We start from the raw sequence: 18,860 nt of genomic DNA on the forward strand, positions 1-18,860 counted from the left end.
ACCGCGAGGTCCCGCCCTTTTTCATGTCCGTTCGCTTGTCGCCGCCGTGCGGCGCCCGGCCTGGACCGGGCGCCCGGCGCTCGTCGCCTCAGCCGTCGAAACGGCCGGAGGCGTGGGCGAGCATCGTGTAGACCTTGCCGGTGTCCGACGAGAGGTAGCGGCGCGACAGGGCGCCGTCCGGATCGTTGCGGGCGAGGTCGCCGAGCAGGCGCTCGAAGTCCGCGATGTAGCGGTCGACCGCGTTCCGGAACTCTCCGTCGCGCTGATACTTGCGACGGATCTCGTCGAAGGTCTGCTGGCCCTGCATCGTGTAGAGCCGGCGCGTGAAGACGCTGCGCTCGCCGCGGCGATAGCGGTCCCACAGCTCCATCGACACGTTGTGGTCGATCGCCCGGGCGATGTCGACCGACAGCGAGTTCAGGCTGTCGACCATCTGGTCGGGCGAGCGCTGCGGCGCGGGCGCTTCGGCGCGGGGCGAGGCCGGCGCAGCCGGCTGCACCGGACGCAACGCCTGCTCCTGCTCCTCGCGCGAGGCGCGGCGCAGGAGATCGGAGACCCAGCCGCCGGCACCCGCACGGGCCGCGCCGCGGTTCTCGTCCTCGGCCGGAGCCGCCGGGCGGAGCGGCGCCGCAGGTGCCGCGGGAGCAGGAGCCGCAGCCGGGCGGGCCGCCTCGAAGCTCGACCCGCGCAGGTCGCCCGCGAAGCTCGTCGGTGCCGGCGTCGGAGCCTGAACGCCGCGGATCTCCTCGTCGAGCGCCGAGCCGAGCCCGAGATCGAAGTCGAGATCCTCGACAGCCTGGGCGACCGAGGGAACCTCCTCGGCGCGCGCGACCGGCGCCGGCGCCGGACGGCTCGGGGCGGGACGCGCGGGGGCTGCTGCGACAGCCGCGACCGTCGCCGCCGCTGCGCCGCCGCCGCTGCCGCGCCGCGGCGAGACGTCGAAGGCGCGGCCGGATTGCGAGACGATCTCCGACAGGTCGCGCAGGGCGCGGATCTGGTCGGCGACCGCGCGACGCATGGCCTCCGCGCTCTCGCGGGTCTCCTCGGGCAGCTCCATCACGCCGCGCTTGATCTCGCCGCGCGTGGACTGCAGCTCGCCGCGGATCTCCTCGGCCGTGCGACGCACCTCCGAGGTGGCTTCCGAGAACCGCGCGGTGGCTTCCTGGACGATGCCCTGGATCGTGCCGCGCAGCTCCTCGGCGGCCTGACGCGAACGCTCCTCGACCGTGTCGATCTGGCGGGTGGCTTCGCCGACCGACTGCGTGACCTCGCTGGAGAGGCGCGAGGTGAGAAGGCGCGAGCGCTCGTCGGCGCGCTCGAACAGCCCGTCGACCAGCGTTTCGAAGCCGCGCATCAGCTCGCCGATCTCTTCCGAGCGTCGCACGAGCGCCCCGGAGAGTTCCTCGAGACCGCTCGCGCGGCCTTCGACGGTTGCGGCGAGGCTCGCCTGCGAGCCTTCCAGGAGCTGCGCGATGCCGCCCAGCTGCTCGCCGTGCTCGCGGAAGCTCTCGCCGATCCGCGCGACCTTGCCGAAGGCGGAGGCCGACAGCTCATCGAGCTTCGTCACGTTGCCGTCGAGGAGGCGCGAGGAGAGCGAGATCGAGTTCGCCGCTTCCTGCGCGCCGTCGCGGAAGCGCTCGCTGGTTTCGCGCAGCGCGACGTCGATGGCGCCGAGATTGCCCGCGGCCTCCTCGACGAGGCTGCGCACGGAGCCGTTCGTCTGCGACAAGCGCTCGACGAGGCCGCCGAGGTCGGTCGAGAGCTGCTCGCGCATCTCCGCCACGGCGTTGTGAGCGGCCGCCGACTTCTCGTCCAGCGCGCTGAGGATGGCCGAGGCGGTGGAGCCGAGGCTCGCCACCGTTTCCGCCGTCCGACGCTCCAGCGTCTCGACCGTCAGGTCGGCCTGACGCTCCAGGGTCTCGACGGTCTGGCTCGCCTGACGCTCCAGCGTTTCGACGGTCTGGTTCGACTGGCGTTCCAGGCTCTCGACGGTCTGGATGGTCTGGCGCTCGATGGCCGCGACCGTCTCGCTGGTCTGCCGCTCCAGGGCAGCCGTCGTTTCGGCGACGCGGGCGTCGATCGAGGCGGCGGCGTTGCCGGCCTGCTGGGTCAGGGCCGAGACGAGGACCTGGCTTTCCTGCCGCAGCTGCTCGGCCGCGAAGCGCGAGGCCTCGGTGATCGAGCCGGCCGCGTCGATGCCGCTGCGGCTGAGCCGCTCGACGATCGGGTCCGACTGGCTCTCGATGATGCGGCCGATCTCGGCCGTCCGCTCGGCGAGCGTTTGGACGAGGGCGTCCGTGCGCTCGGCGATCTCGTCGACCACCGTGCGGGCGCGGGAGGCGAGGGAGCGCTCGGTCTGGTCGACGCGGGTGCTCAGCTCCTCGCCGAAGGTTCCGGCGCTCTCGACGATGAGCTGGCGCGCTTCCTCCGTGTGCTGGCGGATCGCTTCCGACATCTCGGCGAGCTGCATGGCGAGGTCGCCGCTCTGGCCGAGGATCGTCTCGCGCGCGGCCTCAGCGTCCTTCAGGAGGTTGCTCGATGCCCCGACGACGTCGCCGCGGATCTGCTCGGCGACGCCGACCAGCTCGCTGCGCATGGACTGCGAGGCCGTGGCGAGCTCCTGGCGGATGAGCTGGGTCGCCGCGTCGAGGTCGCCGCGCATGCCGCCAGCCGAGTCGCCCAGCCGCTCGACGAGCTGCGCCGACAGGACGGCGAGCTCCTCGGAGAAGCGCTGCGCACCGGATTCGAGCGCGCGGGTGGCGCGCTCGGTCTCGCCGCGAATCTGGAAGGAGAGGCCGGCAATGCGCTTGCCGAAGCCGTCGGTGTTGGCTTCCAGGGCGCCGCGGGCTTCCTCCGTGCGGGCGCTGAGCGTCTGTACGGCGCCTTCGAGGCGCTCGATGATGCCGGTCGCGTCGCCGGACATCTGGTCGCGCGCGGCCTCGCTCGCCTGACGCAGGGCCTCGGCGGCCTCCGACAGGTTGACCGCGAAGCTCTCGGTCTGGCCGACGAACTCGTCGCGCATGGCTTCGAGCTCGGTGCGCAGGCGCTCGCCCACCGCGTCGAGCGGCTGGACGAAGCCGGTCGCCATGTCGGCGAGGCGGCCGCGGGCGGCGCCGATCTCGCGGCGCAGGTCCTCGGTCGCCGCGACGATGTCGTCGCGAAGCCCGAGGTTCTCCGCGCCGAGACCCTGGCGGGCCTCGGCGGTCTCAGTGCGCAGACGCTCGACGAGCGCCGTCAGGTCGCCGGTCAGGTTGCCGGCAGCCTGGGTGAGGCCGTCGCGGCCTTCCGCGATCTGCAGGCGCATGAGGTTCGAGGCGTCCGCGACGCGCATCACGAAGGACTCGCCTTCGCCGCTGATCCGTCCGTGCGCCGCCTCGGCTTCCGTCCGCATGCCGGCGATGGCATCGGCGATCGTGGCGGTGAGGGCGCGCGACTCGTCGGCGAGCTTGCCGCGGGTTTCCTGCGACAGTTCGCGGAGCGTGCCGACGGCGGTGGTGACCTCGTCGGCGATCGTCCGCGTCTCCCCCGACAGGTCGGTGCGGATCGTCTCGGCCTTGGCCGAGAAGTCGCTGGCGATGGCCGCCAGGCGATCGGCGAGGCGGTCGGCCTCGGCGGTGATGCGCTCGCGCGCTTCCTCGCTGGAGGCCAGGATGGTGCCGTCGACGCCGCGCAGCGAGGCCGCGATGCGCTCGCCCTCGGACTCGAGCGAGGTGCGGGCACGGTCCGTCTCGGCGGCGAGCGCGGCGCCGGTTTCCGCGATGGTCGCCCGCAGCGTGTCGGCGAGGGCGGCCGCGCGTCCGTTGAGGGTGCGCTCGACGTTGCCGAGGCCGCGCTCCAGCGCGCCGGTCAGCGCTTCGCTGCGCTGATCGAAGGCGCCGGTGATGGCCGAGGCGTTGGTGTCCAGCGCCGCGATGAGGTCGTCCTTGCGGATCTCCAGCGACTGCGTGACGTCGCCGACGCTCTGCTCGATGGCGCGGCGCACGTCGTCGGCGCGGTCGCCGAGGGTCGCCGCGGCGGTGCGCGACGCGTCCTCGATCGTGGCGGCGAGCGTGGCGCGGCGCTCGTCGAACACCGACTGCCAGCGCAGGTCGGCTTCGAGAAGGGCATCCGAGAGGGTCGAGAGACGCTCCTCGACGCCGGACAGGATCGAGGCGCGACCGGCCTCGATCTCGGTCGAGACGCGCGACAGGCGCTCGTCGAGATCGTCGAGGACGGGAGCCTGGACGTTCTCCAGCGTGCCGCGCAGGGCCGTCAGGCGTTCGTCGAGGCCCTCCGTCACCGCCGCGCGAATATCGTCGACGAGGCCGCGCAGGGCCGCCGTGCGGGCGTCGAGCCCTTCGCCGAGGCGCAGGGTGCGCTCAGTGAAGTCCGAGGTGAGCGAGGCCGTGCGCTCGTCGAGGCCGCCGAGGAGATCGACGCGCAGCGCGTCGAGCGCAGCATGGAGATCGCGCGTCCGGTCGGCGAGGCCGCCGTCGAGAAGTCCCTCGAGCCGCTCGCTCGCCGCAACGAGGTTGGCGGCGTGGGTTTCGGTCTGCTTGGTGACGCGTTCGGCTCCGGTCTCCAGCTCGCCGGCCAGACGCCGGGCGCGCTCGTCCAGACCGTCGAAGAGGCCGGCCGCCGCCGAGTCGACGACCTTGCGGATCGCCTCCTCGCGCTCGCCGAGACCGCTCTCCAGAAGATCGCGGACCTGATCGCCGGCCTTGGACAGGGCATCGGCGCGCTCGGACAGAACGCGCTCGGCGCGCTCCACCACGTCGGTGAGGTCGAGCGAGAGCTGGCGCGCCCGCTCGTCGAGACCTTCCAGGACGCCGCCGCGCGCTTCCTCGACCACCGCGCGCAGGCGCGCGGTCCGCTCTTCGAGGCCCGACAGGAGCCCGGTGCGGGTCTGGTCGAGCAGCGTCGACAGGCTCGACACGTTGGTGCCGACGCCTTGGACGAGGAGGCTGCGCGCTTCCTCAGCTGCCGCCAGGATCTGCTGGGCCTGCGTTTCGCCGAGGCCTCGGCTTTCCTCGATGCGCTGCGACAGGTCGCTGCCGAGCTGCGCGACGCGCGTGTCGATGTCGAGAAGAAGGTCGGTGCGGGCGTCGTCGATGGCCGCGCGCATGACGGCGAGCCGCTCGTCGACGCCGGCCGCCAGCGTCGTGCCGATGCTGTCCGCGAGCTGGCGGATCTCCAGGGCGCGCGCCGAAACGGTGCTGTTCAACGCCTCGACGGCGCTGCTCAGGGTCGAGGCGACCTCGTCGGCGTTGGTCGCCAGATCGGCCGAGATCTGCCGGCCGCGCTCGCCCATGTCGGCGACGAGCTTCCCAGCCCGCATCTCGATGTCGGCGTTGATCGTGCCGCGCAGGGTGTCCTGGCGCGCCGCGAGCTCGTCGACGACGCGGCGGGCCTGCTCGTCGAACTCTCCGACGAGGCGGATCGAGCTCTGCTCGATGGCCCGCTGGATGATCGCGCCGCGATCCGAGAGCATGTGCGCGACGACGTCGATGCGCTTGTCGATGCTGTTGGCGAGGTTGTCGTTGCCGGTCTCGACCACGCCTTCGATGGCGGCGCGGCGCTCGTCGAGGAGGGCGGCGAGCGTCTGGGATCCGGCTTCCATGTTGGAGGACAGGCCGGAGCGGGCGCCGTCGAGGAGGTCGCGAACGTCGGACAGCGCCTTTTCCAGCGAGGCGGCGAGGGCGCGCGAGGACTCGTCGAGACCGCCCGACAGGCTGGTGTGGGCGAAGGCGAGGCTCGCCTCCAGCTCTTCGACGCGGTTGCCGATGAGGCTCTCGAAGGCGGCGGCGCGGTTGTCGAGCGCGCCGACGAGGCCGCTCGTGCCGCGCTCGATGGCTGACTCGATCTCGGCCCGGCGGGTCGCCAGCGTCTGGTCGACGGCCGAAGCGACGCCGGCGAGCGCCGCGTCGATGCGCTGGGCGCTCGTCTGGAGCGCGTCGAGGCGCTCGGCGGTCGCCGCGTCGAAGTTGCCGAGGCGGGCGTCGAAGGCGGTGCCGATCTCGGCGGTGCGCGCTTCGGCGAGAACGGCGAGGCGGGCGAGGCGCTCGTCCATGATCTCGCGCAGCGAAGCGGCGCGCTCGTCGAGCGTCGTGCCGGCGCGGGCAACGGCGTCCTGGGAAGCGCTGGTCAGCTCGGCCTCGCCGCGGGCGAAGGCGGCGCTGATCTCGCGGGCGCGCTCGGCCAGCGCATCGGCGAAGGTCGCCGTGCGCTCCTGGAGGGCGGCGTCGATGCGATCGCTGGAGGCCTGGATCGCGGCGGCGCGGGCTTCGATCGTCTCCACGAGCTGCGTGCCGCGGGTGCCGAGGGCGGCGTCGAGGCGGTCGAGGCGCTGGTCGAGATCGCCGAGGGTGCGGCTGTTGGCGTCGGACAGGAGGAGGCTGACGCGGTTCGAGCGCTCGCCGATCGCCTGATCCAGCGTGTCGACGAAGGAACCGGTGCGGGTGTCGATCTCCCCGGCGCGGGCGTCGAGCATCTCGGCGAGGCGCTGGAGGAAGGCGGCGTTGCGCTCCTCGAAGGCGGCGCTGCGGGCCTGGAAGGCGCGGTCGCGCTCGTCGAGAACGTCGACGATGCGCGACAGGAAGGCCTCGCCCTCGCGGGCGACGCTGCCGCCGCGCGATTCGAGAAGACCGACGACGGCGGTGCCGGACGTCTCGATGCGCTGGCCGATCTCGTCGCCGAGGGCCGCGAAGCGGGCGTGGGCGGCGGCGGCACGGTTGTCGAACTCTGTCGAACGCTCCTCGAAGAGACGCGCCAGGTTTTCCGAACGGTCGCGCAGGAGGCTCGTCGCGGTCTCGGCAGTCTGCTCAAGGCGCGACACGAGGCCGTCGCCGTAGCGGGCGAGATCCTCGTCGATCGAGCGGCTGCGCTCGGCGAAGAGGGTGAGAAGCTCGGTCTGGCGGGCCTGGTAGTCCTGGGCGAGGCTGGTGCCGCGCTCGTTCAGGAGATGGGTGAAGCGGTCCGAGGCGCTCTCGATGCGCTGGAGGATCTGCTCGGAGGCGCTGTCGACGTCCTCGGCGAGGCGCTGGTGGGAGCCGGTCACGGAGGAGCGCAGGCGCTCGGCGTGCTGCAGCATCGATTCGCGCTCGGCGCCGAGGTCCTCGACGAGGCGACGGATCTTCACCTCGTTGTCGGCATAGGAGCGCTCGAGCGCCGCCACTTCCGACTGGACGCGACCTTCGAGGTCGGCGGTGCGGCCGAGCGCCTTGTCGACGCCCTCCGACAGGGCCGAGAGCTCGCGGCGGATCGCGTGGCCGACGGCGGCGACGCGCTCGGTGGCGATGGTCTCGGGCTCGACGAGGCGCAGCGCCACCTCCGCCATGGAGCGGCTCATCAGGCGCAGATCGGCCGAGCGGCGAACCATCACGGCGAAGGCGAAGATCAGGAGGACGGGCACGATCGCCGCGGCGAGGAGCCCGAAGAAGGCGGCCTGCTGCGCGCCGGTGCCGGAGGCCGCGGCGACGCCGTCGTCGGCGAGGGACATGCCGACGAAGCCGACGCCGAGAAGCCACAGCGCCGAGGCGCCGGCAGCGATCCAGAGCGGCGTCTTGGACGCGCGGCGGCTCAGAAGGCCCTGCGCCATGACCGAGAAGCGACGCTGCTCGTCGTTGGCGGGCGCCTGCTTGAAGCTCGGCGCCTCCGGTTCGGCCTGAGGCGCGGCGACCGGCTCGGGCGCGGGAGCGGAGAAGCGGGCGTCGTTCTCGATCGCGGCATCGGCGGCGGGCCGCAGGACCGGACGCACGGTCGAGGCGGCGGGTTCAACCGAAGCGGCGGAGTCCGGACCGGAGCGCGCGGCAGCGCCGGCGGCGAGCGCAGCGGCGCCCGCGCCGGTCACGCCGAGGGCGGCCTCGGCGGGCGTGAGCGCGGCGGTGTCGCGCTCGGCGGCGTCGTCGGCGGCCATGAAGGCGCCCGTCGCTTCCTCAAGAGTCCGATCGAAGCGGTCCATGGCGAACTGGATGTCGATCTCGCTGGCATCCAGCGTTTCGATCTCGACCCGGCCCGTGGAGGATCCCTCCAATCCCGGCGCGTCCTCGGCATCGCCCGCCTGCGCCGTTTCCGAACTGTCGAGGTCCAGCCGCAGGGCCTCCTCCAGTTCGTTGATCGCGTCGTCGGATAGGGCGTCCTGGGATTTGATTCTGGACATTTCGCGCGCCTCGATACTCGTTACATGGAGGACGGTCGCATAGACGCCAGGGCAGCCTGCCGGTTCCCCGTCGACCCGGTGCGCCATGGCGACCCACGTCACGCCTCCGAACGAAGGCGCGACGAGACAATCCCCGCGTCAATACCGTAGTTTTGGAAGGCCTCGAAGGAAACCGCTAAAGCCTCGAATCCTTACAAGTTTAAACAGAAGGTTAACGTGCCGGACAAGGAGCCGGCGAAAAAGCTGACAAACGGCGAGCGCCGCGGGTAACCATCCCGAGCGATGAACGCGTATTCCAACGGGTTTGACTACGATGCCGGACCAGACGCGCCATGCCGACCCGCAGCTCGCGCTCCTGATCGACCAAAACCATCTGCGCGCCCAGACGATGGGCAACGAGGCGCTGGCGGCCGAGCTTCTACTCATGCTGCTGGCGCAGGTCGAGGCGCTGCCGGGCGACCTCGATCGGGCCGGCGCGGAGGGACGCGCCGCGCTCGGCCACCGCCTCGCGGGAGCGGCCGCCAATCTCGGCGCCCGGCGACTGGAGGCCGCGGCGCGCGAGGTCGCGGGTGGAGACCCGTCCGCCGACGGTGCGGCGGCAGTGGCCCGGCTCCTCGGCGAGGCGGCGGCGCTGGCGAGCGCTCTGCGCGCGTCCCCGTGCGACGCCGGCCGCGGTTGACGCGGCTGGCGGCGCACCATAACCCATCAGGACTTGGCCGACGTGGGGTCGGCCGACCCCGACAGGCCCGATTCATGACGAAACTGACCTTCATCGCCTTCGACGGGACCCGCTTCGACATCGACGCGCCCAACGGCTCGACCGCGATGGAGAACGCCATCCGCAACGACGTGCCGGGCATCGACGCCGAATGCGGCGGGGCCTGCGCCTGCGCGACCTGCCACGTCTACGTCGACGAGGCGTGGCGCGAGATCGTCGGCGATCCGGAGCCGATGGAGGAGGACATGCTGGACTTCGCCTTCGACGTCCGGCCGAACTCCCGCCTGTCCTGCCAGATCCGCATCTCGGACAAGCTGGACGGCCTCGTCCTCAGCGTTCCCGAGCGGCAGGCCTGAGGCCGCGGCGCGTTCGCGCGCAAAAAACATCCGCGGGCGAGCCGGAGATTGAACGCCGAATCCTGGCATCGGCGCGTGTCTCGGGCCATGCCTGCACGCCAGATCCTTTCGCGCCGGCCGATGTGTCGCCGGCCCGCCTTCTTCTCGGAGCTTGAGAGACGATGGAACGCACCAAGACCGACGTCGTGATCGTCGGCGCCGGGCCGGTCGGCCTGTTCGCCGTATTCGAACTCGGCCTCTACGACCTCAAGTGCCACCTGATCGACATCCTCGACCGGCCGGGCGGCCAGTGCGCGGAGCTCTACCCCGAGAAGCCGATCTACGACATTCCCGCCTGGCCGGTGATCACGGGCCAAGGCCTGACCGACCGGCTGATGGAGCAGATCGAGCCGTTCAGCCCGACCTTCCACTTCAACCGGATGGTCCAGAAGCTCGACCGCCTGCACGAGGGCGGCTTCGTCGTCACGACCGACGAGGGCGAGGAGATCGAGTGCAAGGTCGTCGTGATCGCGGCGGGCGGCGGCTCCTTCCAGCCCAAGCGCCCGCCGGTGCCGGGCATCGAGGCCTTCGAGAACAAGAGCGTCTTCTACTCCGTGCGCCGCATGGACGACTTCCGCGACCGTGACGTCGTGATCGTCGGCGGCGGCGACTCGGCGCTGGACTGGACGCTGAACCTGCAGCCGATCGCCAAGAGCCTGACGCTCGTCCACCGCCGCGACCAGTTCCGCGCCGCGCCCGACAGCGTGTCGAAGATGATGGCGCTGCGCGAGGCCGGCAAGGTCGGCTTCACCATGGGCCAGGTCTCCGGAATCGTCGGCCGCGACGGGCAGATGGAAGGCGTTCTCATCAAGGGCAACGACGGCGACGTCGAGCTGAAGGCCGACCGGCTGCTGCCCTTCTTCGGCCTGACCATGAAGCTCGGGCCGATCGCCGACTGGGGCCTGAACCTCCACGAGAACCTCATTCCCGTGGACACGGCGAAGTTCGAGACCTCCGAGCCCGGCATCTTCGCCATCGGGGACATCAACTGGTATCCGGGCAAGCTGAAGCTGATTCTCTCCGGCTTCCACGAGGCGGCGCTGATGACGCAGGCCGCCAAGAAGATCGTCCACCCCGACGACCGCGTCGTGTTCCAGTACACGACCTCCTCGACCAACCTTCAAAAGAAGCTCGGCGTCGCCTGACGCCGGCTCTCGGGCGGGTCAGGGCCCGCCCGCAGCCGCCTCGCGCTTCAGCGGGCGGCCATGGCTTCCAGGTTGCGCACGAGGGCGCGCTGGAGGCGGCGGTTGACCTCGCGGCCTTCCTTCGCGTCGAACTCCAGCTGCGCCCGCTCGTGGGCGGCGAGATAGCGCTTCGTCACCTGGTTGACCCGGGCTTCCATCGCGGAACAGTCGCGCTCCGGTCGCAGGTTGCGGATCGCGCTCTCCATCTTCTTCAGCCAGGTCTTGGCGATGGCCGAGTGCTGCTTCTCGTGGCGGCGAATGTCGTCCTCGAGCGTCTTCCAGACGAGCCTGGTTTCGGCGTCGACGCGGCGCGGCGCCTTCCAGCGCGGCAGCATCATGTTGAGATCGAGGCGCAGGTCCGTCTTGCCGACGCGGCAGGTCGAGGAGGTCTCGCGATAGCTGACGCTGCCGTCGAAGCGCACCTCCGTCGCGCCGGGATGGCGGGCGCCGGTCGCGGCGACCAGCGGGCCGGCGCGCTGGAGGTCCGCGTCGAGTTCCTCCAGCGTCGAGCCGCGAACCGCGAAGTAGCTGGTGCGCTCCTTGATGGAGGCGGCGTGAGCGACGACGCCCGTGCCGAGGGTCGTCACAAGACCAGCCAAGAGCCATGCCGCCGCGCGCATCGTGTTCCGTCCCCGCAAGCCCTTGATCGGGCCGGGTCGAGGCTATCCTATCGTCGCGCGAAAACAAGAGGTTGCGCGGGAAGCTCACGGCGCCCTAAACGGCATGTGAACAGGGCGAGAGGAGGCGCGCCATGGCGATTCGGGACCCGTCGAACGGTGCCTGGGCGGTCGGCCACGGCGCGAGCGTGCCGCTCGGCGAGACGGCCGCGATCATGGGCATCCTCAACGTCACGCCCGACAGCTTCTCCGACGGCGGGCGCTACGCCGACGTCGACGCCGCGGCGACCGCGGCGCTCGCCATGGCGGCCGCCGGCGCGGCGATCGTCGACATCGGCGGCGAGTCGACCCGGCCCGGCGCGACGCCGGTGGAGCCGATCGAGGAGCAGCGCCGCGTCCTGCCGGTGATCGAGGCGCTGGCCGGGCGGCCGGGGCTCGTCCTGTCGATCGACACCTACCGGGCGGAAACGGCGCGGCTCGCGGTCGCGGCCGGAGCCCACATCGTCAACGATGTCTTCGGGGCGCAGAAGGACCCGGGCATCGCCCGCGTCGCGGCGGAGACCGGCGCCGGAATCTGCCTCATGCATACGGGCCGCGAGCGCGAAGCGCTGCCGGACGTGATCGAGGACCAGTTCCTTTTTCTGCGCGAGTCGCTGCGCATCGCCGAGACGGCCGGCATCCGGCGCGAGGCGATCGTGCTCGATCCGGGCTTCGGCTTCGCCAAGGACGGGCCGCAGAACATGATCCTGATGCACCGCTTCGGCGAGCTGAAGGCGCTGGGCCATCCGCTTCTCGTCGGCACCTCGCGCAAGCGCTTCGTGCGCGGGGCGACCGGCCGGAGCGATCCCGAGCCGGACGTCGCGACGGCGGCGACGAGCGTGCTCCTGCGCGAGCGCGGCGCCGACATCTTCCGCGTCCACAACGTGTCTGCCAACCGCGACGCGCTGGCGATCGCCGACGCGATGCGGGCGGCGGTGAAGGGGCAGGTCTGGTGAGCGATGCGCGGGTGAGGGCCTATCTCGGCCTCGGCGGCAACATCGGCGATCCCGTCGCGAACATGGCGGCGGCCCTTCGCGCGATCGACGCCCGCCCCGATATCGACGTCGCCGCGGTGTCGCGGCTGTTCCGGACGCCGCCCTGGGGGAACACCGATCAGCCCTGGTTCGTGAACGCCTGCGCTGCCGTCGACACCACGCTCTCGGCACGCGCGCTGCTCGATCTCTGCCTCGACACCGAGCGGAGCCTCAAGCGGGAGCGGACGCTGCGCTGGGGACCTCGGACGATCGATCTCGACGTTCTCGACTACGGCAGCCGGACGGTCGCGGAGGAGGGGCTCGACCTGCCGCATCCGCGCATGACGCAGCGCGCCTTCGTGATGGTGCCGCTGGCGGAGATCGCGCCCGATCTCGTCCTCGAAGGACACCGGGCCGCCGAGATCGCCGTCGCGCTCGACGCCGCCGGCATCGAGCCGGCGAGCGCGGACGGCCAATGGTGGCGGGCCGGCTGACTACTGCTCCAGGGCGGTCTGCTTGGTGGAGCCGGCGACGCGGTCGAGGTTCATACCGAGCACCGGCACCAGCTCGCCGGCAACGCGCACGGACACGGTGATCGCCAGCTTGTCGGATTCGGCGAGCCGGGCCACCATCGCGCCCTTGAGCTGCTTGCGGTCGAGGCCGACCACGATCTTGTCGCCCGCCACGTCGCCCGAAACGATATCGAGGCCGTTGCCGGACGCGCCGTCCTGGAAGCGGCCGGTATAGGACTTGCCGCTGCGGGTCAGCTCGGCGCGCATCTTCTGGGCGAAGACGCCGACACGGCACGAACCGTCGAGCGCGACGCCGATCTTGCCGTTGTGTGGCAGGCCGTCGAAGGTGCAGACGAACTTCGTGCCCTTGTACTTGCCGGCGACGATCTCTCCGGGGCCGGACCACTGGCCCGCCACCTGGCGGAAGAAGGCCTCGTCGCCTTCGGCGGCAGCGGGCGCGGCGAGCCCGAGACAGGCGCCGGCGGACAGGAGGACGGCGGCGGCTGCAGCTCGAAGCATGGGCGGAACCTTCCGGTGGGGTGGGCGGCTCCCTTATTGCATCGGTTTGGTTAACGGAGGCTTGCCGGCATCCGTGCCGGTACCCTATCCCCTTGTTCCCGCAATCAGGCAGGCCCTTTGCGCTCGGCCTGCCGCGTCGCCCGCGCGACGTCGTCGAGCCGCGCGAGGTCGCCGGCGAAGTCCCCGATCGAGGGACGCCGGACGCGCATGAAGGGCATCGGGCGGCACAGGTCCATGGCGGCGAGGCCGACGCGGGCCGTCAGAAGGCCGTTGACGACGCCTTCGCCGAGCCGCGCCGACAAGCGCTGCGCGAGGCCGTGGCCGATCACCTGCCCGACGACGCCATCGCCGATGGCGATCGAGCCGGTGACGGCGAGGTGGGCGAACACGTCGCGCGTCAGCCGGACGAGGCCGATCGTGCCCGGCCGAGCGCCGTAGAGCTCCGACATGCGTCGAACGAGCCGCACCGTCTCGAAGAGCACGAAGGACACGTCGACGAGCGCCTTCGGGCTGACGGCGGTCACCACCGAGACGCGCTTGGCGGAGGCGAGAACGAGCGCGCGCGCCTTGATGTCGAGGGGACCGAGGATCTCGCGCTCGGCGAGGGCGATGCGGTCCGCGCCGTCGATCACCTCGTCCTTCAGCTCCGCCATGCGCCGCCGCCCGGCCGCCGTTTCCGGCTTGTTTGCCAGGAGCGAGACGAGGCGCGCGATCGCGGTGTCCGCGCCGTGCGGATCGTTGGCGCTGTAGGCGGCAAGGGTGGCGCGGCGTTCGGCATCGACGGCGGACAGCCGCATCAAGGCCGCGACCTCGCGGCCGGCGAGCCCCAGGGCGCCGACGAGCGCCGCGCCGGCGACGCCGAGAGCGGCCCAGCCGAGCCATTCGTTGCGGGCGAAGAGGTCGCGTACGAGCTGGTCGACCGCGAGCCCGATCGCCAGCGAGACGAGAAGGCCGAAGCCGCCGACGAAGAGCGCGCCGAAGGAGAAGCCGCGGCGCCGGCGGGGGCTTGCGGGCCCGACGTCGAGATCGACCAGCGCCTCCTGCTCGATCGCGTCGTCGGGCTCGATCGTGACGCTCGCGCGGTCGTCGAAGGCGCGGGGCTCACGCGCGACGGGCACAGGGGGCGGCGCGGCTAAGGGCGGCGGCGGTTGCGCGCCGGGAACCGCGAAGGCGCCGGGGGCGCGGCGGGGCGGATCGGCGTCGCTCATGCCAGCCGGTCTCCGACGAGAAATTCCAGGGCGCGATCCAGCCGGATGTGCGGAAGGGAGAGGGTCAGACCTTCGGCGTTGCGCTCCAGCCGGGGCGGACGGAAGCGCACGAAGCGGATCGGCTCGCGCGGGCGCTTGGCATCGAACAGCCGACCGGGATCGGCGGGCAGGTCGCCGGGGAAGACCGCGGTCTCGCGCAAGCCGTCGAAGCGGTCGCGGCCGATCTCCTCGCCCTCCATGGGCGTGCCGATGATCACCGGCAGCGGGCCGGCGGGATCGTTCACGGTGCCCTCGCGCGTCGCGCGGATCGCCGCCATGGCGATGACATCGATGTTCGCGCCCTTGAAGCGGGCGCGGGCCATGGCGTCGTCGACGAGCCGGCGCACGATCGCCTCCAGTCGGCGGTGGCTCTCGCGATGGAGGTGGTCGGCCTTGGTCGCGGCGACGAGGATACGGTCGATGCGGCGGGTGAGCAGGGAGCCCAGCCAGGACGAGGCGCCCGGCCGGAAGCAGGCGAGGATGTCGGTGAGCGCCGTTTCGAGGTCCTTCACCGCCTCCGGCCCCGCATTGATCGCCTGCAGCGCGTCGACGAGGAGGATCTGCCGGTCGAGCCGGGCGAAGTGGTCGCGGAAGAAGGGCTTCACGACGACGTTGCGATAGGCGTCGTAGCGGCGCGCGAAAACGGCGGCGAGCGAGCCGCGCGGATAGGAGCGGCCGGGGTCGACGGGAAGGGGTGCGAAGGTCAGCGCCGGCGAGCCTTCGAGGTCGCCCGGCATCAGCAGGCGCCCCGGCGGTAGGGTCGAGAGCGCCGTGCGGTCGTTGCGGCAGGCGCGCAGATAGGCCGCGAACGACTGCGACAGCTGGACCGCGGTGGTCTCGTCGCTCGGCGCGTCGAGCGTCGCCGCGTCGAGCGCCGCGAGGAAGGGGCCGGCCATCGCCGCGCGCGAGGGCAGCCGGGCGCGCTCGATCGCCTCGGCCGAGAAGGTTGCGTAGTCCTTGTCGAGGAGCGGCAGGTCGAGGAGCCATTCGCCGGGATAGTCGACGATGTCGAGCGAGAGCCGGCCGCGCGACAGCATGCGCGAGAAGAGGCTCGCCGATTCGTATTCGATCGTCAGCCGCAGTTCGGAGATCGCCCGCGTCGACTGCGGCCAGAGCCGCTCGTCGAGCACGGTGCGGATGTGGCTCTCGTAGGCGAAGCGCGGCACGGCGTCGTCCGGCTGCTCCTCTAGATAGGTCCGCGCGATGCGCCCCGAGGCCGCGGCCGAGAAGAGCGGCAAGCGCCCGCCATGCAGGAGGTTGTGGACGAGCGCGGTGATGAACACCGTCTTGCCGGCGCGCGAGAGGCCCGCGACGCCCAGGCGAAGGGTCGGGTGAAGAAGGTTGCCGGCGCGGTCGGCGATGTTGTCGAGCGCGATCCGCGCCTCGTCTGCGATCGATGTCATGGACGCGGCGGCGGCCCCCGGTTGATGCCCGCCCGCCATATAAGGACGGTGCGCCCGCGCGCAACGCGGGAGGTGGGTCAGGCGCCGGCGAGACCCTTCGGATGGATCAGCGCGGCGAGCCGGCCGCGCCCCGGCGCCGCCTCCGACAAGGGGCCGGGAAGCTCGATGACCGCGAGCCCCGCCGTCGGAAAGCCGGACCGCAGAACGGCCAGCGCGGCCGGATCGCCCTCGGCCGCCATGGAGGCCGCGAACTCCTCCACCATCGGGTTGTGGCCGATGAGAAGCAGCGAAGCGGCGCCTTCCTGGCGCCGCGCGGCATCGAGATAGGCGTCGGGGCCGAGGGCGTAGAGGTCGTCCGAGGTTTCCTCGCGCACGTCGGGAGACAGGGCGTGGCGGATGCCGGCAAGGGTCTCCTGCGCGCGAACGGCGCTGGAACAGACGATCCGTTCGATCGAGAAGCCGAGACGCGTCATCTCGTCGCCGATGCGGCGCGCGTCGAGGCGTCCGCGTTCGTCGAGCGGGCGCTGATGATCGCGCTGACCCGGAAGGGCCCAGGACGAATGCGCGTGGCGAAGAATAAACAGGCGGCTGAGCAATGCGCTGGGCATGCATCGTCAGTAGTCCGAAAATCGGCGGGGATGCAATTGCTTGCTCGCGCGCGCCTTCCGTAGCGGTTTCGAGGCTTGCTTCGGGTGCCATAGCGAATCGGCTCAGGAAGCTGCGGCTGGCAGCACCTCCAGCCCCGGGAAGGGTTCGCTTTCCGCCCGGTCACGGAAGATGAACGAAAACATGATCTTATAGGTTTGGTCAGTGTTCCCGGGCGAGACTGCTATGTGCTTGTTCGATAACGAATCGATCGCTATAAGCCGCGCTTGGGGCGAATGGGGATGCGTCATGAGCGAGACACTGAATTCAGGGTCGGTTCTCTCCGAGGACGGACCGTTCATGAACGACCGCCAGAAGGAATACTTCCGGCGCAAGCTGTTGACGTGGAAGGGCGAGATCCTGCGCGAAGCACGGGAAACGCTCGATACGCTGGCCAACGACAACTCGAACCTCGCCGATCTCGCCGATCGGGCTTCCTCGGAAACGGATCGGGCGATCGAGCTTCGCGCTCGCGATCGCCAGCGCAAGCTGATCTCCAAGATCGACGCCGCGCTGGAGCGGATCGAGGACGGCTCCTACGGCTATTGCGAGGAAACCGGCGAGCCGATCAGCCTCAAGCGTCTCGATGCGCGGCCCATCGCGACCTTGTCGCTCGAGGCCCAGGAGCGCCACGAGCGGCGCGAGAAGGTTTATCGCGACGAATAGGGCCGACGGCGGAGCATCCTTCGGATCGCTTCGCGCCTGGTGACCGCTGCTGAACGCATGAGAAAGGGCCGGCACCCGCGAGGGGCCGGCCCTTTCCCGTTTCGGCGACGGTCTTGGATCAGCGCCGCGTCGTGAAGGAGGTCGAGGCGCTGAAGTCGCCGAGAAGGCGCTCCATCTCTTCCTCGAGCGTCAGCTTGCGCGCCGCCGCGGGCGTTTCCTCGGCCGGTTCCGGGCGGGCCTGCCTCGGCTCGGGCACGGAACGCTCCGTCTCCACGGGCGAGCGCACCTCGGGGGCCGCGACCGGCGCCGATCGCGCCGGCTCGCCGGGATCGCGGAAGTCCTGATCGAGCTCCGCGGCCAGGAAGTCCTCGATCGTCGGTTCCTTTCGCTCGGGCCTGGACGCCTCGCCGACCGGCGGCAGGACGACGGCGGCCGGCGCTTGCGGGCGCGGGGCGGACGGTGCCACAGGCGCCGGTTGCGGCGCCGAGAAGGTCGGTACCGTCACCGGCGGGGCAAGCGGAGCCTGGGCCGGGGGAGCCACCGGCTGAGGCTCTGCGCGCTGCGGCGGAACGATCTCCGACAAGGGCTGCATCGGAGCGGCAGGGCTCGGTGCCCGCTGCGGCGGGGCGAAAACGGGCGGGCGGAGCTGCAGGCCGGCCGGCGCCGGCGTGGAGGCCGGCGCCGGTTGAGGCAGGGAGGGCGCGGGCGGAAGCGACGGCGTGGCCGCCGGCTGCGGCGCTGCCGCGGCCGGGCGCGGTGCCGGGATGGTCGGCGCCACGGGCGTTGCCTGCGACGGAGGCGAGCGAAGGCCAGGAGCCTGGCTCGCTGCCGGGGGCGCCATCGGAGCGGCGGGAGCCGGCTCGGGGGCGGACGCTGTCGCAGGGTGCGGAGCGCCCGGCCTGCGGTTCTGGATGGCGGTCGCGAAGCTGCGGACCGAGAGCGGCCGACGGGCGGGCTCGGTCGGCTCGTCCGGCACGGCGCCCCCGTCGTTCTCCGCGAGGCTCCGCTCGGCGGGGGACGGCGCCGGGACGGGGGGAACGTTCGACGGCGCGCGCGAGGGAGCGGACAGGTCCGGCATGGAGGCACGGGCAGCCACCAGGGCCGCCTCCAGCTCGCGCCGGGTCTTGGCGGCATCGTCGTCCTCGTCGGCGACGCGGCGGGCAGGCTGGCGGTCGCTCTCGCCCGCTGCGGCGGCGAGGGCCTCGGCGAGCGAGGCGCTGATCGGCTCGCGCCGGTCGCTTTCCACCCGCACCGGCGGGGGAGGCGGCGGAGGCGGAATGAAGCGCTCGGGTGCGCCGCGCGGCGCCGGCGGCTCGTCCTCTTCCTCGTCGCGGTCCTCGACGTAGTGGTCCGTGGCGAAGGGGCGGGGCGCCAGGCTCGGCTCGCGGCGCGGCGCGAGAACGGCCTCGTTCTGGCGGATGCCGGACTCCAGCAGGAGATCGTTCGCGCCGCCCACGAGCACGAGATGCTCGGTTTCGTCGCGGCGAACGAGGATCAGCCGCCGCTTGTCGTCCACGGCGAGGATGTCGGCGACGGCGAGGCGCGGGGCCTGGCGCCCGCGCGCGCCGAGCGTCATGCCGCCGAAGGCTTTTTTCGCGAGCCAGATCATCAGCATCGCGAGAAGAATGACCACGAGTGCCGCCAGCGCGACGCGTCCGATCGGCGCCAGATCCTCTCCCAGAATGTCGACCAGCCACTGTGGCATGTACGTTGCTCCGAATCGAAGGTCGCGCGACCTCCGTATGTCCCCGTTTTCAAAGCTATCGGTCTGCCGATAGCCACGCGCAAGTCAAGCTGGCATAGG

The 18,860-nt window shown here is 71.6% G+C and carries 13 protein-coding genes; 6 read left to right on the top strand and 7 right to left on the bottom strand.

Features of this window, described 5'->3' with window-relative positions; all coding sequences use genetic code 11:
- Positions 1–88 precede the first annotated feature (88 nt).
- Entirely contained in the window at positions 89–8,137 is an 8,049-nt protein-coding gene (locus FZN60_RS10210) for an apolipoprotein A-IV repeat region-like domain-containing protein (RefSeq protein ID WP_158873386.1), read from the bottom strand.
- 313 nt (positions 8,138–8,450) lie between these two features.
- On the opposite strand from FZN60_RS10210, the gene FZN60_RS10215 reads away from it, so the two are divergent.
- From FZN60_RS10215 to FZN60_RS10225, 3 genes are all read left to right on the top strand, one after another.
- Positions 8,451–8,816 carry a hypothetical protein gene (locus FZN60_RS10215; RefSeq protein WP_158873387.1) on the top strand — a complete coding sequence of 122 codons (366 nt, stop codon included), beginning with the start codon at positions 8,451–8,453 and terminating at the stop codon, positions 8,814–8,816.
- Between the two features lie 74 nt (positions 8,817–8,890).
- On the top strand, positions 8,891–9,211 hold the full coding sequence (locus tag FZN60_RS10220) for a 2Fe-2S iron-sulfur cluster-binding protein (RefSeq protein ID WP_158873388.1): 321 nt from the start codon (positions 8,891–8,893) through the stop codon (positions 9,209–9,211).
- 161 nt (positions 9,212–9,372) lie between these two features.
- Positions 9,373–10,395: an NAD(P)/FAD-dependent oxidoreductase gene (locus FZN60_RS10225; RefSeq protein ID WP_158873389.1), complete on the top strand. Its 1,023-nt coding sequence runs from the start codon at positions 9,373–9,375 to the stop codon at positions 10,393–10,395.
- A gap of 47 nt (positions 10,396–10,442) precedes the next feature.
- Here FZN60_RS10225 and FZN60_RS10230 read toward each other — a convergent pair whose 3' ends face one another.
- On the bottom strand, positions 10,443–11,054 hold the full coding sequence (locus FZN60_RS10230) for a DUF922 domain-containing Zn-dependent protease (RefSeq protein WP_158873390.1): 612 nt from the start codon (positions 11,052–11,054) through the stop codon (positions 10,443–10,445).
- 131 nt (positions 11,055–11,185) lie between these two features.
- On the opposite strand from FZN60_RS10230, the gene folP reads away from it, so the two are divergent.
- Positions 11,186–12,046 carry a dihydropteroate synthase gene (gene folP / locus FZN60_RS10235; protein WP_158873391.1) on the top strand — a complete coding sequence of 287 codons (861 nt, stop codon included), beginning with the start codon at positions 11,186–11,188 and terminating at the stop codon, positions 12,044–12,046.
- A complete protein-coding gene (gene folK / locus FZN60_RS10240; RefSeq protein ID WP_255475932.1) occupies positions 12,043–12,558 on the top strand; it encodes a 2-amino-4-hydroxy-6-hydroxymethyldihydropteridine diphosphokinase in 516 nt (171 codons plus the stop codon). The genes folP and folK overlap by 4 nt, the downstream gene beginning before the upstream one ends.
- On the opposite strand, the gene FZN60_RS10245 is transcribed toward folK, so the two are convergent.
- The 4 genes from FZN60_RS10245 to FZN60_RS10260 all read right to left on the bottom strand — a co-directional run bounded on the left by FZN60_RS10245 (position 12,559) and on the right by FZN60_RS10260 (position 16,353).
- Positions 12,559–13,095 carry a hypothetical protein gene (locus tag FZN60_RS10245; protein WP_158873392.1) on the bottom strand — a complete coding sequence of 179 codons (537 nt, stop codon included), beginning with the start codon at positions 13,093–13,095 and terminating at the stop codon, positions 12,559–12,561.
- 104 nt (positions 13,096–13,199) lie between these two features.
- The gene (locus tag FZN60_RS10250) at positions 13,200–14,303 is read right to left on the bottom strand and encodes a YcjF family protein (RefSeq protein WP_158873393.1); all 1,104 of its coding nucleotides are present in this window, start codon (positions 14,301–14,303) and stop codon (positions 13,200–13,202) included.
- Entirely contained in the window at positions 14,300–15,745 is a 1,446-nt protein-coding gene (locus FZN60_RS10255) for a YcjX family GTP-binding protein (protein WP_158873394.1), read from the bottom strand. The genes FZN60_RS10250 and FZN60_RS10255 overlap by 4 nt, the downstream gene beginning before the upstream one ends.
- Positions 15,746–15,822: 77 nt before the next feature.
- Positions 15,823–16,353: a SixA phosphatase family protein gene (locus FZN60_RS10260; protein ID WP_158873395.1), complete on the bottom strand. Its 531-nt coding sequence runs from the start codon at positions 16,351–16,353 to the stop codon at positions 15,823–15,825.
- Positions 16,354–16,639: 286 nt separating this feature from the next.
- Between FZN60_RS10260 and dksA the strand changes: the two genes are divergently transcribed.
- Complete coding sequence (gene dksA, locus FZN60_RS10265) at positions 16,640–17,056, top strand: RNA polymerase-binding protein DksA (protein WP_158873396.1); 417 nt, start codon at positions 16,640–16,642, stop codon at positions 17,054–17,056.
- A gap of 118 nt (positions 17,057–17,174) precedes the next feature.
- Here the strand turns inward: dksA and FZN60_RS10270 are convergent, their stop codons facing one another.
- On the bottom strand, positions 17,175–18,761 hold the full coding sequence (locus tag FZN60_RS10270; protein ID WP_158873397.1) for a flagellar biosynthetic protein FliO: 1,587 nt from the start codon (positions 18,759–18,761) through the stop codon (positions 17,175–17,177).
- Positions 18,762–18,860 lie beyond the last annotated feature (99 nt).

Origin of the sequence: Antarcticirhabdus aurantiaca (assembly GCF_009765365.1) — a bacterium.
In the GTDB taxonomy this organism is placed as follows: Bacteria; Pseudomonadota; Alphaproteobacteria; order Rhizobiales; family Rhizobiaceae; genus Antarcticirhabdus; species Antarcticirhabdus aurantiaca.